Source organism: Streptomyces sp. NBC_01426, assembly GCF_036231985.1.
Taxonomy (GTDB): Bacteria; Actinomycetota; Actinomycetes; order Streptomycetales; family Streptomycetaceae; genus Streptomyces.
This window is the reverse complement of sequence record NZ_CP109500.1, coordinates 5,083,412-5,098,402: the sequence shown is the minus strand read 5'-3', so window position 1 is coordinate 5,098,402 and position 14,991 is coordinate 5,083,412. Positions and strand designations below refer to the sequence as shown.

Here is a 14,991-nt window from a genome sequence, read left to right as displayed (position 1 = left end):
ATCCGGTCCGGCACGGCGCCGCGTAATGAGCGCGGAACCGGCCTCCGGGGCGCGTTCGCCACACGGGAGCTCAGTTTCATGGCCGCCGGTTCCGTACGTGTTGTCCGTACGGCCTGGCGGAAGTCTTCAGGTCTGTGTGCGCTGCCCGGCCCAGGTGGCTACCGAGTGCCAGGGCGGCGCGACAACGGCGTTCCTTACGCGGCGGGACCTTCCGGCGCCTTCGCGTCGGCGGCTACGGCGGCCGTGGGTGGGGCGGCCGTGACAGCCTCGCGGTCGGGCGCGAGCGGGTCGGTCACCGTGCCGGACTCCTCGTCGAAGAGCCCCTGCGCCAGCCTGGTCACCGCTGCGGGGACCGGCGGCGCCAGGTCGGCCACAGCTCGGAGACCGGACAGGACGTCGTCGGGTCGTACGGCAGGTGTCAAATGCCGAACAACCAGCCGCAGTATCGCACAAGCATGGTCCAGAGGCCTATCAGCCGGGGCCGGATGTGCTTCGAGACTGACCACGGCGCCGCGCGTGTCGAACGTTCGCATGCCGTTCTTCGTGCGGCGCTGGACCTCGACGGTCTCGGCCGCGAGGAAGGCGGCCACGGCCCGTTCGGCGTCCGCGGGCTCGACGCCGTCCAGGCGCAGCTCCCACACGGAAGCGGTCAGTCGCTCGGCGAGTCCGGACGTCCTGGCCTCCACCGCGTCGACGATGTCGAGGCCGACCGGCATCGATTCGTCGAGCAGGATCCGGAGCTTGTCGGGGTCGCGGGGTGCCGCGAGGGCGATCTCCAGGTATTCGGCCTCGCTGCCGGTGCCGGTGGGTGCGGCGTTCGCGTAGGAGACCCGGGGGTGGGGGGTGAAGCCGGCCGAGTACGCCATGGGCACCTCCGAGCGGCGCAGGGCCCGCTCGAAGGCACGCTGGAAGTCTCGGTGGCTGGTGAACCGGAGGCGGCCGCGCTTGGTGTAGCGCAGTCGAATGCGCTGCACCACCGGTGCGGGAGGCGGGCCTTCGGGCTGTCGCTTGCCCAGTGGTTCTTCTCCTTGTGCGGGGCTCCGCGGCTCGCGCGTCGCCCTGAGGTCTGGTGAGCCTGCCGGCCACGCCCCACCGGCCGGCTCACCCCTGCCGTTCGTGGAGGGAGATCTCGGGGGCGGGCGTGTTGCCTGCGGCTTTCGTACTACCCAGAGTACGCGCCCGTGACCTCGCCGGTTCCCCGGGAGGAGTACCGAACAGCGCCCGGCGCACATCGGCCCGCGCCTCCCGCACCGCGGTGCGGGAGGTCCGCCACACCTCCCGGAGCAGGTGTCCGACGGGAGTGGCGACGCGCCGGTGGGCCCAGCGGGCGGGCCGGACGACGAGTCCGCGCCACAGCCGGAGCAGGCCGCGGCCGAGGGCGCGGCTGATCCGGCCGGCCAGGTACCAGGCTCCGCGCAGCAGGTGTCCGAGGGGGGTGAGGAGGTACGTGTACAGCGCGCGCCCGACCGGGGCGAGCACGTACCGGTACGCGCCGACCGCGATCGGGGCGACGACGTACCGCCACAAAGCCACCCAGGGCCAGACGAACAGCGCCTTCGCCAGCCAACCGAGACCCGTGCCGATCCACCGCGCCGTCCAGGCCACGCCCCGTCCGACGGGCGCCAGGACGTACCGCCACAGCCCCACCCAGGGCCAGACGAACAGGGCCTTGCCCAGGAGCGGGAGGAAGCGGGCGAGTCCGTGGCCGAGGGGGGTGAGCAGGTGGGCGTACGCGGCGCGGGCCAGCCGGGAGATCCCCTGGCCGGCGGGTCGCAGCAGGTACCGCAGCAGCGCGCCGCCGATCGGGGCGAGCACGTGCGTGCTCAGGGCGCTCCCGAGCCGGGCCAGGCCCTGCCCGACGGGGACCAGGACGTACCGCCACAGCCCGACCCAGGGCCAGACGAACACCAGCTTCAGCAGGGTCACGAGGACCAGGCCGAGGGCGCGCGCCACCGGTCGGACAACGGTGCGGTGGCACCAGCCCAGGCCGCGGCCGATCGGGCCGAACAGGTGCCGGTTCAGCGTCCGCCCGAACGCCACGAGCAGGTCCCACACCACTCGTACGGGCAGGACGACGAGCACGGCCACGATCTTCACGGGGATGCGGACGACGCCGACGAGGCAGCCCTCGCCGCCGTTCGCCGGTCGCCCCTTGTCTGGTTCCATGCAGGTAGGGACACGGGACAGGCCCCCACCGTTGCGGGTGGGGGCCTGTCGAGACCGAGGTGTTACCGGGTGTGACCGAAGGGCGTCACTCGCAGGACGGTCACTTCACGACCGTGAGCGGCAGCAGCTTCTTGCCGGTGGGGCCGATCTGGATGTCGAGGTCGAGCTGCGGGCAGACGCCGCAGTCGAAGCACGGGGTCCAGCGGCAGTCCTCGACCTCGGTCTCGTCGAGGGCGTCCTGCCAGTCCTCCCAGAGCCAGTCCTTGTCGAGACCGGAGTCCAGGTGGTCCCAGGGCAGGACCTCCTCGTAGGTGCGCTCGCGGGTCGTGTACCAGGCGACGTCCACGCCGTACGCGGGCAGCGCCTTCTCGGCCGCCTGCATCCAGCGGTCGTAGCTGAAGTGCTCGCGCCAGCCGTCGAAGCGGCCGCCGGACTCGTACACGGCGCGGATGACGTCACCGATGCGGCGGTCGCCGCGGGAGAGCAGGCCCTCGACGATGCCGGGCTTGCCGTCGTGGTAGCGGAAGCCGATGGCACGGCCGTACTTCTTGTCGCCGCGGAGCTTGTCGCGGAGCTTGGTGAGCCGCGCGTCGGTCTCCTCGGCGCTCAGCTGCGGCGCCCACTGGAAGGGGGTGTGCGGCTTCGGCACGAATCCGCCGATCGACACCGTGCAGCGGATGTCGTTCTGGCCGGAGACCTCGCGGCCCTTGGCGATGACGTTGACCGCCATGTCGCCGATCTGGAGCACGTCCTCGTCGGTCTCGGTCGGCAGCCCGACCATGAAGTACAGCTTCACCTGGCGCCAGCCGTTGCCGTACGCGGTGGCGACGGTGCGGATCAGGTCCTCTTCCGAGACCATCTTGTTGATGACCTTGCGCATGCGCTCGGAGCCGCCCTCGGGGGCGAAGGTCAGACCGGAGCGGCGACCGTTGCGGGTCAGCTCGTTGGCCAGGTCCACGTTGAAGGCGTCCACGCGGGTCGACGGGAGGGACAGGCCCACCTTGTCGTCCGAGTAGCGGTCGGCCAGGCCCTTGGCGATGTCGGCGATCTCGGTGTGGTCCGCGGAGGAGAGCGACAGGAGGCCGACCTCCTCGAAGCCGGTCGCCTTGAGGCCCTTCTCCACCATCTCGCCGATGCCGGTGATGCTTCGCTCCCGCACGGGGCGCGTGATCATGCCGGCCTGGCAGAAACGGCAGCCGCGTGTGCAGCCGCGGAAGATCTCCACGGACATCCGCTCGTGGACGGTCTCGGCGAGCGGGACCAGCGGCTGCTTGGGGTAGGGCCACTCGTCGAGGTCCATGACGGTGTGCTTGGACACGCGCCACGGCACGCCGGAGCGGTTCGGGACGACGCGGCCGATGCGGCCGTCGGGCAGGTACTCGACGTCGTAGAACCCGGGCACGTAGACGCCGCCGGTCTTGGCGAGGCGCAGCAGCACCTCCTCGCGTCCGCCGGGCCGGCCCTCGGCCTTCCAGGCGCGGATGATCTCGGTCATGTCGAGGACGGCCTGCTCGCCGTCGCCGATGACCGCGCAGTCGATGAACTCCGCGATCGGCTCGGGGTTGAAGGCCGCGTGGCCACCCGCGAGGACGATGGGGTGGTCGATCGTGCGGTTGCGGGCCTCCAGCGGGATGCCCGCGAGGTCCAGCGCCGTGAGCATGTTGGTGTAGCCGAGCTCGGTGGAGAAGGAGAGCCCGAAGACGTCGAAGTCACCGACGGGGCGGTGGGAGTCGACGGTGAACTGCGGCACCTTGTGCTCGCGCATCAGCTCTTCGAGGTCCGGCCACACGCTGTAGGTGCGTTCCGCGAGGACGCCCTCACGCTCGTTCAGCACCTCGTAGAGGATCATGACGCCCTGGTTGGGCAGACCGACCTCGTACGCGTCCGGGTACATGAGCGCCCAGCGGACGTCCGTGCTCTCCCAGGGCTTCACGGTGGAGTTCAGCTCACCACCGACGTACTGGATGGGCTTCTGCACATGCGGGAGCAGAGCTTCGAGCTGTGGGAAGACCGACTCGGACATCACGCGACTTTCGTGAAGCGGGCAGGGGGCGACTCTCAAGCGTACCCCGATGCCCGGCAGCCGCCCGCCGCCGAGATCACGGGCTAGCCGGTGAGGTCGACCCGGTCCCGCACGGCCGCCGCCTTGCGCCAGACCTCCGGGAGCCGGCGTTCGCTCCGCTCGGCCAGCGCCTCCTCGTGGCCGTACAACAGGCCCCAGGTGAAGGCGGACTCGCCCGCGGCGGCCGCCTGGACGGCGATGGCGCGCAGGGCCTCGCGGGCGACCACGCCGTCCTGGTGGTCGCCGAGCAGGGTCTGGACCTTCTTGGCGGCCTTGGACAGGCGTGCGGCGGGCTTGCCGAGGGCGGGTACGGCGGCGTCCGCCGCGTAGCGGGCGCGTTTGGCGGCCTTGCGGGCGGCGTGCAGGGCCAGGTCCCGGTTGTGTCCGGGGGCGAGGTCGAGCGCCGTCTCGACCCGGCCGGCGAGCCGTTCGAAGTCGTGCGTCACCGCCCGGGGCAGGACGTCCCCGGCCGGGTGCCCGGCGGCCTCGCGCAGGGGCGGGTCGGCCAGCAGGGCGTCGAGGGCGTCGAGCAGGGCGACGTACCGGTCGCTGTCGAGCGCGGCCAGGGCCTGTTGCCGGGCGGCGTGGCCGCGCGTGGTGTCCCAGACGCGCAGCCGGCCGCGGACGGGGCCGAGCCACAGGGTGTCGGGGAGTTCGCCGAGGTGCGTCAGGAGGCGTTCGGCCATGACCTCCTGGTCGCGGGCGACGCCGAGTTCGGCGGCGAGCCGGCGCAGTTCCTCCCCGAGCGGGTCGGTGGCCGCCCGGTCGAGGACCTTGCGGTACGTCTTGAAGGCGCTGCGCATCCGCCGCATCGCGACCCGCATCTGGTGGACGGAGTCGGGCAGGTCGCGGCGGACGGCGGGGTCCTGGGCGACCAGGGTGTCGCGCTGTTCGCGCAGGTACCGGAGCACCTGCGCGCCGGCCGTGTCCTCGGCGGTGTCGGGCCCGGGCCGGGCGGGGGGCGCGCCGCCCGTCTCCGTGAGCGCCCGGGCCAGTTTCGAGGGGGCGTCGCAGACCCGCAGGCCCTCTTCGCGGAAACGCCGTTCGACGGCGTCGAGGAGTTCGGGGTCCACCCCGTCGGCGAGTTCCACCTCCACCTCGGTCCAGGTGGCCCTGGCCTTGCCCCGCCTGGCCCGGACGGTGTCGGTGGACAGTTCCGCGAGCACGGCTCCGTCGGCGTCGAGCAGGTGGCTGACCTCGCGTGAGGAGCGCAGCCGTACCTGCGGTTCCAGACGACCGTCGCGTACCCGGGAGCGGACCAGTTCGGCGAGCCGGTCGGGGACGGTGTCGCTGAGCGGTGCCCGGACCTCGTCGCGGACGTCCGGGGAGACGGGGAGTTTGAGGTGCCAGCCGGCGTCGGCGCCGCCGGTGCGGCGGCGCAGGGTCAGCCCGTCGGCGGCGAGCCGCTGGTCGGGGGTGTCCCAGTAGACGGCGTCGAGGTCGACGGTGCCCTGGGGGGAGACGGCCTCGACGCCCGCGGTGCCCGTGAGGTCCGGCACTCGGGGGCGCTCCGCCCGGGCCGGTTTCCGGTCGGGGGGACCGGACCGGTCAGGGGAGCCCGAACCGCTCCCCTGATCCGCGTCGGCTTGCGTGAACTCGAATTTCCGCTCGATCTCGCGCTTCGTCTCGGCCATGTATCGAATCTAGTCCCGCCCGGCCGGCGGCGAGAAGGTCGGCAGGAGCCAAACCCGCCGCCCGGGTGATCAGGCCGAAAGGGGCCGTTGCACCCGGATCGATTGCAGCAGCCCCACCGCGATCCACACGGCGAACATCGACGAGCCTCCGTAGGACACGAACGGCAGCGGCAGTCCCGCGACCGGCATGATCCCCAGTGTCATCCCGATGTTCTCGAAGGACTGGAAGGCGAACCAGGCGATGATCCCGGCGCAGACGATCGTCCCGTACAGCTCGGTGGTCTCGCGGGCGATGATGCAGGCCCGCCACAGGATGATGCCCAGCAGGACCAGGATCAGCCCGGCCCCGATGAAGCCGAGCTCCTCCCCCGCGACCGTGAACACGAAGTCGGTCTGCTGCTCCGGCACGAACTGGCCGGTGGTCTGCGAGCCCTTGAAGAGGCCCGAGCCGGTGAGTCCGCCGGAGCCGATGGCGATGCGCGCCTGGTTCGTGTTGTAGCCGACGCCGGCCGGGTCGAGTTCGGGGTTGGCGAAGGCGGCGAAGCGGTTGATCTGGTACTCGTCGAGGACGCCGAGCTGCCAGATCAGGATGGCCCCGCCGGCGCCCGCGCCGATGAGGCCCAGCACCCAGCGGTTGGAGGCGCCGGAGGCCAGCAGCACGCCGAGCACGATGACGACCATCACCATGACCGAGCCCAGGTCGGGCATCAGCATGACGATGCCCATCGGCGCGGCGGCCAGGCACAGCGCCTTGACCACGGTGCGGTGGTCGGGGTGGGCGAGGTCGCCCGCGTCCACCCGGGTGGCCAGCAGCATCGCCATGACCAGGATGATCGTGATCTTGACGAACTCGGAGGGCTGGATGGAGAAGCCGCCGCCGATCACGATCCACGCGTGGGCGCCGTTGATGGTCGCGCCGAGCGGGGTGAGCACGGCGATGATCAGCACCAGCGAGAGCCCGTAGAGGGCCGGGACCGCGCCGCGCAGGGTGCGGTGCCCGAGCCAGATCGTGCCGATCATCAGCACCAGGCCGATGCCGGTGTTCAGGGCGTGCCGGAAGAGGAAGTAGTACGGGTCCCCCTGGTTCAGGGAGGTCCGGTTGCGGGTCGCCGACCACACCAGCATGGAGCCGATGAAGGACAACGCCAGCGCGCAGAGGAGTATCGGCCAGTCGAGCCGGCGCACCACCGAGTCCCGGGCGGTGAGTTTGGCCATGGCTCCGCGTTCCGGGGCGTACCGGGATACGGAGAACTTGTTCGCGGTCTGCATCAATCCTGCCTTGCTGCGGGCGGTGCGGGCGGCCCGGCGAGCGCGGGCACCTCCTCCGGGGACGGGGGCACGTAGGGCCTGACCGCGGGGGCGTCGATGGATCCGTCGGGTTGGATGGTCGGCAGGTTCGCCTCCGGCTTGATCAGCAGGGCGCTCTTCACGTCCTGCTTGCCGGCCATGTCCAGACCGTAGATGGCGTTGTACACGTTGCGCACGGCGGGGCCGGAGGCACCGGAACCGGTACCACCCTGGGAGATCGTCATGACGATCGTGAAGTCCGTCGTGTAGGTGGCGAACCAGGAGGTCGTCTGCTTGCCGTAGACCTCGGCGGTGCCGGTCTTGGCGTGCATCGGGATCTCCTTCTGCGGCCAGCCGCCGAACCGCCAGGCGGCGGTGCCCTCGGTGGCGACGCCCGCGAGGGCCCCGTCCATCTTGCGGAGGGTCTCCGGGGTGACCGGCAGTCGGCCGTGGGCGCGCGGCGGGATCTTCTCGACCCGCTTGCCGTCGGCGCTGATGATCGCCTTGCCGATGGTCGGGTTCCACATGGTGCCGCCGTTGGCGATGGCCGCGTAGATGGTGGCCATCTGGATCGGCGTGACGAGGGTGTCGCCCTGGCCGATGGAGTAGTTGACGGCGTCACCGGCGCGCATCAGGTTGCCTTCGAGGCAGTTCTCGTAGGACAGCAGCTCGACGTAGGTGCCGCCCTTCTTCCCCGTCTTGCACCACATGTCCTTGTTGGCCGCCCAGAACCGCTGCTTCCACGAGCGGTCCGGGACCCGGCCCTTCTCCTCGCCCGGCAGGTCGACGCCGGTCTCGGCGCCGAGCCCGAACTGGTGGGCGGTCTTGTAGAAGATCTCGGCCGGGTGCTTCTTCGGCTTGAGGCCGCCGTCCTTCAGCCACTGCTGGTGGCCGAGGGCGTAGAAGACGGTGTCGCAGGAGACCTCCAGTGCCCGGCCGAGGGTGATGGAGCCGTGGCCCTGGGACTCGAAGTTCTTGAAGACCTGTCCGCCGATGGAGTACGAACTGGGGCAGGGGTACTCGCCGTCGAACTTGTACCCGGCGTTGACGGCGGCGGCGGTCGGGATCACCTTGAAGATGGAGCCCGGCGCGGCCTGGCCCTGGATCGCCCGGTTCATCAGCGGGACGTTGGAGTCCTTGGCGGTCAGCTTCGCGTAGTCCTTGGCGGAGATCCCGCCGACCCAGACGTTCGGGTCGTAGGTCGGGTTGGAGGCCATGGCGACGACGCGGCCGGTCTTGGACTCCAGCACGACGATGGCGCCCGCGTCGGCCTTGTAGGGAACGCCCGTGTTGCGGTCGATCTGCTTGCGCGCCTCGACCATGGCCGCGTTCAGCTCGAACTCGGCGACGGCCTGGACGCGCGCGTCGATGCTCGTCACGAGGTTGGCGCCGGGGATCGCGGGATCGTTGCGGGCCATGCCGATGACCCGGCCGAGGTTGTCCACCTCGTAGCGGGTCACGCCGGACTTGCCGCGCAGGGGCCTGTCGTAGGTGCGTTCCAGGCCGAAGCGGCCCACCTGGTCGGAGCGCAGGAAGGGCGAGTTGGTGTCCTTCGCCCGGGTGATCTCGCCGTCGGTGACCGGGGAGAGGTAGCCCAGCGCCTGTCCGGTGTTGGCGCCGCCGGGGGCGGCGTAGCGGCGGACGGCGGTGGGCTCGGCGGTGATGCCGGGGAACTCCTCGGGGCGTTCGCGGATCTGCAGGGCCTGCTGGGTGGTGGCCTTGTTGGTGACCGGGATCGGCTGGTAGGGGGAGCCGTTCCAGCAGGGCTGGGGGGTCCGCGAGTCGCAGAGCCGGACCTTGTCCATGACGTCCTGCGGCGTCATGTCCAGTACGTCCGAGAGCCGGGTGAGGACCCCCTTGCCCTTGTCCTTCATCTTCATCAGCTCGGTGCGGCTGGCGGAGACGACCAGACGGGTCTCGTTGTCGGCGAGCGCGACGCCGCGCGCGTCGAGGATCGAACCGCGCACGGCCGGCTGGACGACCTGCTGGACGTGGTTGTTCTTCGCCTCGTGGTAGTACTCGTCGCCGTTGCGGATCTGGAGGTACCAGAGGCGCCCGCCGAGGGTGAGGAGCAGGGAGAAGACGAGCACCTGGATGATGACGAGTCGGATGCGCACCCGGGAGGTGCGGCCGGTGTCGGGGTTGTTGCTCACGCCTTCTCCTCCCTCACAGTTTCTTGACGCTCTTCACACCCTTGACGCCCTTTATGCGGCCGGCCCGGTTGGCGCGTCCGCGTGCGGTCTTCAGGCGCAGTCCACCGCGCTGGCTGCCGATGCGCAGCCCCGTGCCGCCGGCCAGCCAGCCGGAGGACACGTCCTTGCCCTGGGGCGGGCCGCCGCCGGCCTCGACGGCCATCGGGTCGTTCTCGGCGCGCCGGGCGAGGGCCATGATGAACGGCACCGTGAAGGGTGCGAGCAGCAGGTCGTAGAGGGTCGCCGTGAACAGCAGGCCGGCCAGGCCGACGTGGCGGGCGGCGGTGTCCCCGACGAGGGCGCCGACGCCCGCGTACAGCAGGGTGGAGCCGATCGCGGCGGCGACGACGGTCAGCATCGGCCCCCAGGCGGAACGGAACCGCCCGTTGTCGGGGCGGGCCAGGCCGACGAGGTAGCCGATGAGGCACAGCACGAGCGCGTACCGTCCGGCGGCGTGGTCGGCGGGCGGCGCCAGGTCGGCGAGCAGGCCGGCGCCGAAGCCGATGACGGCTCCGCCGAGGTGGCCGTACACCAGGGCGAGGGCGACGACGGTGAGGAGGACCAGGTCGGGTACCGCGCCGGGCAGTTGGAGCCGGCCGAGAACGGCGACCTGGAGGACCAGGGCGACCACGACGAGCGTGGCCGAGAGCAGGATCCGGTTGAAACGCATGGACGGTCAGCTCCTACTCGTCGTCCGGCTTGCCGGGCACACTGGCGGACGGGGTGACCGTGACGGTGACCGTCGGGGTGGGCTTGGGTGCGGCGGGCTTCGGCGGGAGGACCGCGTCGCGCGGGTCCTCGCGCGGCGGCATCACGACGACGCCGACGATGTCCAGGCGCGAGAAGCCTACGAACGGGCGCACCCAGACGGTACGGGTGAGGTCTCCGCGGGAGGGGTCCACCTTGACCACCTCGCCGATCGGCACGCCGGGCACGAACGGCTTGTTGCCGCGCGAGCCGAAGGTGACGAGCCGGTCGCCGGCGTTGATCTTGGCCTTGCCGTTGAGCATCTGCACGGACAGGGCGCGGTCGCCCTGGCCGGTGGCGAAGCCGAGTTCGCCGGTCTTCTCCAGTCGGGTGCCGACGGTGAAGTCGGGGTCGTTGGCGAGGACCACGGTGGCGGTGTCGGGGCCGACGGTGGAGACCCGGCCGACGAGACCCTCCCCGTTGAGGACGGTCATGTCGCGCTCGATGCCGTCCTTGCTGCCGGCGTCGATGGTGACGGTCCAGGAGAAGCCCTGGGCCGCTCCTATCGCGATGACCTCGGCGCCCTTGATGCCGTACTGGCCCGCGCCGGCCCGCTTGAGCATCTCGTCGAGCTCGCGGACGCGGCTGCGGTTCTGGTCGTCACTGCCGAGCTTGGCCTTGAGCGCGGTGTTCTCGCGTTCCAGCGTCGCGATCCGGTTGTGGCGCTCGCCGGAGTCGCGAACGGCTCCTATGGCGTGGGCGACCGGATCCACCGCCGTCGCCACGCCCTTTTCGACGGGGCCGAAGACCGCTGCGGCGGCCTGTCGGGCACCGTCGACCGGTGACTCCTCGCCCGCTCTGATGTCCACCGTGATCAATGCGAACGCGATGGCGATCAGAAGCACCAGGAGCAGCCGGCTCTCTCGTGTGTCCCTCACGTGCGGCGGCCGTGCCTTCCTCGTAGATACCCGTGCGGCAGAGCCGCTCCGGTGAGACGTGCAGCTGTGATCGCACCGGACTGTTGCCTGTATATCAACGATCCGCCGCACCGGCGCGCTAGCACCCGTACGGCGGATCCTTGTGTTCCGCGTGCCCCGTGGACGGGGAGTCGATCACCGCCGGGGCTGGGCGTCCAGGACCTGCTGGAGTGCTTCGAACTCCTCCACGCACTTGCCGGAGCCGAGCGCGACCGAGTCGAGCGGATCCTCCGCGATGTGGATCGGCATGCCGGTCTCACGGCGCAGTCGCTCGTCCAGGCCGCGCAGCAGCGCGCCGCCGCCGGTCAGGACGATGCCGCGGTCCATGATGTCGCCGGAGAGTTCCGGCGGGCACTTGTCGAGCGTCGTCTTGACCGCGTCGACGATGGCGTTGACCGGCTCCTCGATGGCCTTGCGGACCTCGGCGGCGGAGATCACGACCGTCTTCGGCAGCCCGGACACCAGGTCCCTGCCGCGAATCTCGGTGTGTTCGTCCTTGTCGAGGTCGTACGCCGAACCGATGGTGATCTTGATCTGTTCGGCGGTGCGCTCACCGAGGAGGAGCGAGTACTCCTTCTTGATGTGCTGGATGATCGCGTTGTCCAGCTCGTCACCGGCCACCCGGATGGACTGTGCCGTGACGATTCCGCCGAGGGAGATGACGGCGACCTCGGTGGTGCCGCCGCCGATGTCCACGACCATGTTGCCGGTGGCCTCGTGGACGGGCAGGCCCGAGCCGATGGCGGCGGCCATGGGCTCTTCGATGATGTGTACCTGGCGGGCGCCGGCCTGCGTGGACGCCTCGATGACGGCGCGGCGCTCCACTCCGGTGATGCCGGAGGGCACGCAGACCACCACGCGCGGACGCGCCAGGTAACGGCGCTTGTGGATCTTGAGGATGAAGTACCGGAGCATGCGCTCGGTGATCTCGAAGTCGGCGATCACGCCGTCCTTGAGGGGCCTGACGGCGACGATGTTGCCGGGCGTCCGCCCGATCATCTTCTTCGCCTCGGAGCCGACCGCCAGGATGCCACCGGTGTTCGTGTTGATGGCGACCACGGACGGCTCGTTCAGGACGATCCCCCGGCCCCTCACGTACACCAGCGTGTTGGCGGTCCCGAGGTCGATCGCCATGTCACGGCCGATGAACGACATAGTGTTCCCCTTGTTCCCCATGAGGAGCGTCTGGCCTTCCAGTTGATAGCGGCTGCTGTCAGGTCGGCGAGGTGGGTGTGTGGGTGGAGGCCCCATCGTAGTGCCGCAAGTACGGACATCGCGCGACGGGACTCCGGCAATCCCGCCGGAACGGATACCCGCCCCCTTAGTGGTGACGTCGTGTCCTGCACATGCGTTCCCCGTCGGCGCCGGTAATACCGAAGGGCGACCGGAATTACGTCGGTCGCCCCAGGTCGTGAGCGCTATTCGGCTGATCTCGCGTCAGAAGAGACTGCGGTGACAGCGTTCCGCTTGATGGGGGAACGGCCTCAGAGCGCGGGGAAGAACAGCTTCAGCTCGCGCTCCGCGGACTCCTCGGAATCCGAGGCGTGGATCAGGTTCTCCCGGGTGATGGACCCGAAGTCGCCGCGGATCGAGCCGGGTGCCGCGGCGATCGGGTCGGTCGGGCCGGCGAGGCCGCGAACGCCCTCGATCACGCGCTCGCCCTCGACCACGAGGGCGACGACCGGGCCGCCGGACATGAAGCCCATGAGGGGCTCGTAGAACGGCTTGCCCTTGTGCTCGCCGTAGTGCGCCTCCAGGGTCTCCTGGTCGAGCGTGCGCAGCTCCAGCGCGGGAATGGTCCAGCCGGCCTTCCGCTCGATGCGGCCGATGATCTCGCCGATCAGGCCACGACGGACGGCGTCGGGCTTGAGCAGGACGAGGGTGCGCTGGGTCATGTGGTAACTCCTTGCGGCAAACGGGTGCGGTGGGACGAATCTACAGGTGCGCCGGAGCCGGGCCGCCCCCGCCGGGTGCCCGCCGCCCAGGGGTGACGCGGCCGTGACCTCAGGCCTGTGCCTCGTGCTCCGGATGGGCGGCGGCCCAACGGGCCTTCACGTCGTCGATGCGACGCCCGTAGTGCACGGAGCACCACCACAGGCCGGCGAAGACCGCCCCGAGGAAGAACATCGTCGGCACCACGAAACCGCTGAGGATCAGGCCCACCTGGAGGGCCCATCCGAGCTGCACCGCGCCGGGCCGCGACAACATCCCGCACAGCAGGACCGACAGCAGCATCGCGACGCCGCACACCGTCCACACGGTGGCCTGGGTCAGGTCCGGGTCCTTCATGGCCACCAGGCCCGCGAAACCGATCACGAAGAACTCGCCGATCAGCGTGCTCGCGCAGAGCGTGCGCATTCCCTCAGCCCCTCTTGAACAGCAGGCGGGCCTCGCCCACCGTGATCACCGAGCCGGTCACCAGGACCCCGGCCCCGCCGTATTCGGCCTCTTCCTCCGCCAGGGTGATCGCCGCCTCCAGGGCGTCGTCCAGCCTCGGCTCCACCTGCACCCGGTCGGCCCCGAAGACCTCGACCGCCACGCCCGCCAGTTCGTCGGCCGACATCGCCCGGTGGCTGGAGTTCTCCGTGACCACGATCTCCGCGAAGATCGGCTCGAAGGCCTCCAGGACGCCTCTGACGTCCTTGCCCTCGCTGGCGGCCATGACGCCGATCAGCCGACTGAAGCCGAACGCCTCGGTGACGGCCTCGGCGGTGACCCGGGCCCCCGCCGGGTTGTGGGCCGCGTCCAGGACCACGGTGGGGCTGCGGCGGACGACCTCCATGCGGCCCGGCGAGGTCACCGAGGCGAAGGCCTTGCGCACGGTGTCCGTGTCCAGCTCCCGCGCGTGCTCCGCGCCGACCCCGAAGAAGGCCTCGACCGCCGCCAGCGCCACGGCCGCGTTGTGCGCCATGTGGGCCCCGTACAGCGGGAGGAAGATGCCGTCGTACTCGCCGCCCACGCCGCGCAGGGTCAGCATCTGGCCGCCCACCGCCACCTCGCGGGAGACGACCCCGAACTCCATGCCCTCGCGGGCCACGGTCGCGTCGACCTCGACGGCCTTCTTCAGCAGCACCTGCGCCGCGTCGACCGGCTGCTGCGCCAGGATGACGGTGGCGTCCTGCTTGATCACGCCGCCCTTCTCCTGCGCGATCTCGCCGGGGGTGGAGCCGAGCCGGTCGGTGTGGTCGAGGCTGATCGGGGTGACCACGGCGACCACGCCGTCGATCACGTTGGTGGCGTCCCAGGTGCCGCCCATGCCGACCTCGACGACCGCCACGTCCACGGGGGCGTCCGCGAAGGCCGCGTAGGCCATCCCGGTGAGCACCTCGAAGAACGACAGGCGGTACTCCTCGGCGGCGTCGACCATCTCCACGTACGGCTTGACGTCGTGGTAGGTCTCCACGAACCGTTCCGGGGTGATCGGCGCCCCGTCCAGGCTGATCCGCTCGGTGACCGACTGCACGTGCGGGCTGGTGTAGCGCCCGGTGCGCAGCTCGAAGGCGTTCAGCAGGGCCTCGATCATGCGGGCCGTGCTGGTCTTGCCGTTGGTGCCGGTGACGTGGATGGACGGGTACGCGCGCTGCGGCTCGCCGAGTACGTCCATCAGCGCGGCGATCCGCGAGACCGACGGCTCCAGCTTCGTCTCGCCCCAGCGGCCGGCCAGCTCCTGCTCCACCTCCTGCAGCGCCTTGGCCACCTCCGGGTCGGTGGGGACGGCGGGCACCTGGTCGCCCAGCGGTGCTCCGCCGTGTGCGCGCAGGGTGCGACTGCCGGCCTCGATCACCGCCAGGTCGGGGTCGCGGTCGGACTCCTCCGCGATGATCTGGTCGAACGCGTCGATCCCGTCGAAGGGGCGGCCCGGTTCGTCGGGGCCATGGCTCTCGGGCTGCTGCTCACTCACGGGGCCAGTCTACGGACGAGGACCCGCAGTACTTTCGGCCCGGCCGTTTCAGGACCTTCGGCGATCAAAGCGACCGGATCGTTAT

General features: G+C 70.7%; 12 protein-coding genes. All 12 read right to left on the bottom strand.

Features of this window, described 5'->3' with window-relative positions; all coding sequences use genetic code 11:
* Positions 1 to 194: 194 nt before the first annotated feature.
* Complete coding sequence (locus tag OG906_RS22585) at positions 195 to 974, bottom strand: TIGR03936 family radical SAM-associated protein (protein WP_267798824.1); 780 nt, start codon at positions 972 to 974, stop codon at positions 195 to 197.
* Between the two features lie 127 nt (positions 975 to 1,101).
* Positions 1,102 to 2,166 carry a hypothetical protein gene (locus tag OG906_RS22580; RefSeq protein ID WP_329445298.1) on the bottom strand — a complete coding sequence of 355 codons (1,065 nt, stop codon included), beginning with the start codon at positions 2,164 to 2,166 and terminating at the stop codon, positions 1,102 to 1,104.
* A 100-nt stretch (positions 2,167 to 2,266) separates the two neighbouring features.
* Entirely contained in the window at positions 2,267 to 4,192 is a 1,926-nt protein-coding gene (locus OG906_RS22575; protein WP_329445296.1) for a TIGR03960 family B12-binding radical SAM protein, read from the bottom strand.
* 80 nt (positions 4,193 to 4,272) lie between these two features.
* Positions 4,273 to 5,862: a CYTH and CHAD domain-containing protein gene (locus OG906_RS22570; protein WP_329445294.1), complete on the bottom strand. Its 1,590-nt coding sequence runs from the start codon at positions 5,860 to 5,862 to the stop codon at positions 4,273 to 4,275.
* 69 nt (positions 5,863 to 5,931) lie between these two features.
* The gene (gene rodA, locus OG906_RS22565; protein ID WP_329445292.1) at positions 5,932 to 7,131 is read right to left on the bottom strand and encodes a rod shape-determining protein RodA; all 1,200 of its coding nucleotides are present in this window, start codon (positions 7,129 to 7,131) and stop codon (positions 5,932 to 5,934) included.
* The gene (gene mrdA, locus OG906_RS22560) at positions 7,131 to 9,302 is read right to left on the bottom strand and encodes a penicillin-binding protein 2 (protein WP_329445290.1); all 2,172 of its coding nucleotides are present in this window, start codon (positions 9,300 to 9,302) and stop codon (positions 7,131 to 7,133) included. The genes rodA and mrdA overlap by 1 nt, the downstream gene beginning before the upstream one ends.
* A gap of 13 nt (positions 9,303 to 9,315) precedes the next feature.
* The gene (gene mreD / locus OG906_RS22555) at positions 9,316 to 10,011 is read right to left on the bottom strand and encodes a rod shape-determining protein MreD (protein WP_329445288.1); all 696 of its coding nucleotides are present in this window, start codon (positions 10,009 to 10,011) and stop codon (positions 9,316 to 9,318) included.
* A gap of 13 nt (positions 10,012 to 10,024) precedes the next feature.
* Positions 10,025 to 10,966 (bottom strand): rod shape-determining protein MreC, encoded by a 942-nt coding sequence (gene mreC, locus OG906_RS22550; protein WP_053674944.1) that lies wholly within the window; start codon positions 10,964 to 10,966, stop codon positions 10,025 to 10,027.
* A 174-nt stretch (positions 10,967 to 11,140) separates the two neighbouring features.
* On the bottom strand, positions 11,141 to 12,160 hold the full coding sequence (locus OG906_RS22545; protein ID WP_008738981.1) for a rod shape-determining protein: 1,020 nt from the start codon (positions 12,158 to 12,160) through the stop codon (positions 11,141 to 11,143).
* A 329-nt stretch (positions 12,161 to 12,489) separates the two neighbouring features.
* A complete protein-coding gene (gene ndk, locus OG906_RS22540; RefSeq protein WP_053674942.1) occupies positions 12,490 to 12,900 on the bottom strand; it encodes a nucleoside-diphosphate kinase in 411 nt (136 codons plus the stop codon).
* A 109-nt stretch (positions 12,901 to 13,009) separates the two neighbouring features.
* Positions 13,010 to 13,363 (bottom strand): DUF4233 domain-containing protein, encoded by a 354-nt coding sequence (locus OG906_RS22535; RefSeq protein ID WP_267798788.1) that lies wholly within the window; start codon positions 13,361 to 13,363, stop codon positions 13,010 to 13,012.
* Positions 13,364 to 13,367: 4 nt separating this feature from the next.
* Positions 13,368 to 14,906 (bottom strand): bifunctional tetrahydrofolate synthase/dihydrofolate synthase, encoded by a 1,539-nt coding sequence (folC, locus tag OG906_RS22530; protein ID WP_385642343.1) that lies wholly within the window; start codon positions 14,904 to 14,906, stop codon positions 13,368 to 13,370.
* Positions 14,907 to 14,991: the final 85 nt, after the last annotated feature.

Excerpts from the sequence above, each read along its gene's own strand:
- OG906_RS22580 (WP_329445298.1), bottom strand. The coding sequence starts at position 2,166 with ATGGAACCAGACAAGGGGCGACCGGCGAACGGCGGCGAGGGCTGCCTC.
- OG906_RS22545 (WP_008738981.1), bottom strand. The coding sequence starts at position 12,160 with ATGTCGTTCATCGGCCGTGACATGGCGATCGACCTCGGGACCGCCAAC.
- OG906_RS22570 (WP_329445294.1), bottom strand. The coding sequence starts at position 5,862 with ATGGCCGAGACGAAGCGCGAGATCGAGCGGAAATTCGAGTTCACGCAA.
- mreD (WP_329445288.1), bottom strand. The coding sequence starts at position 10,011 with ATGCGTTTCAACCGGATCCTGCTCTCGGCCACGCTCGTCGTGGTCGCC.
- OG906_RS22535 (WP_267798788.1), bottom strand. The coding sequence starts at position 13,363 with ATGCGCACGCTCTGCGCGAGCACGCTGATCGGCGAGTTCTTCGTGATC.
- ndk (WP_053674942.1), bottom strand. The coding sequence starts at position 12,900 with ATGACCCAGCGCACCCTCGTCCTGCTCAAGCCCGACGCCGTCCGTCGT.
- rodA (WP_329445292.1), bottom strand. The coding sequence starts at position 7,131 with ATGCAGACCGCGAACAAGTTCTCCGTATCCCGGTACGCCCCGGAACGC.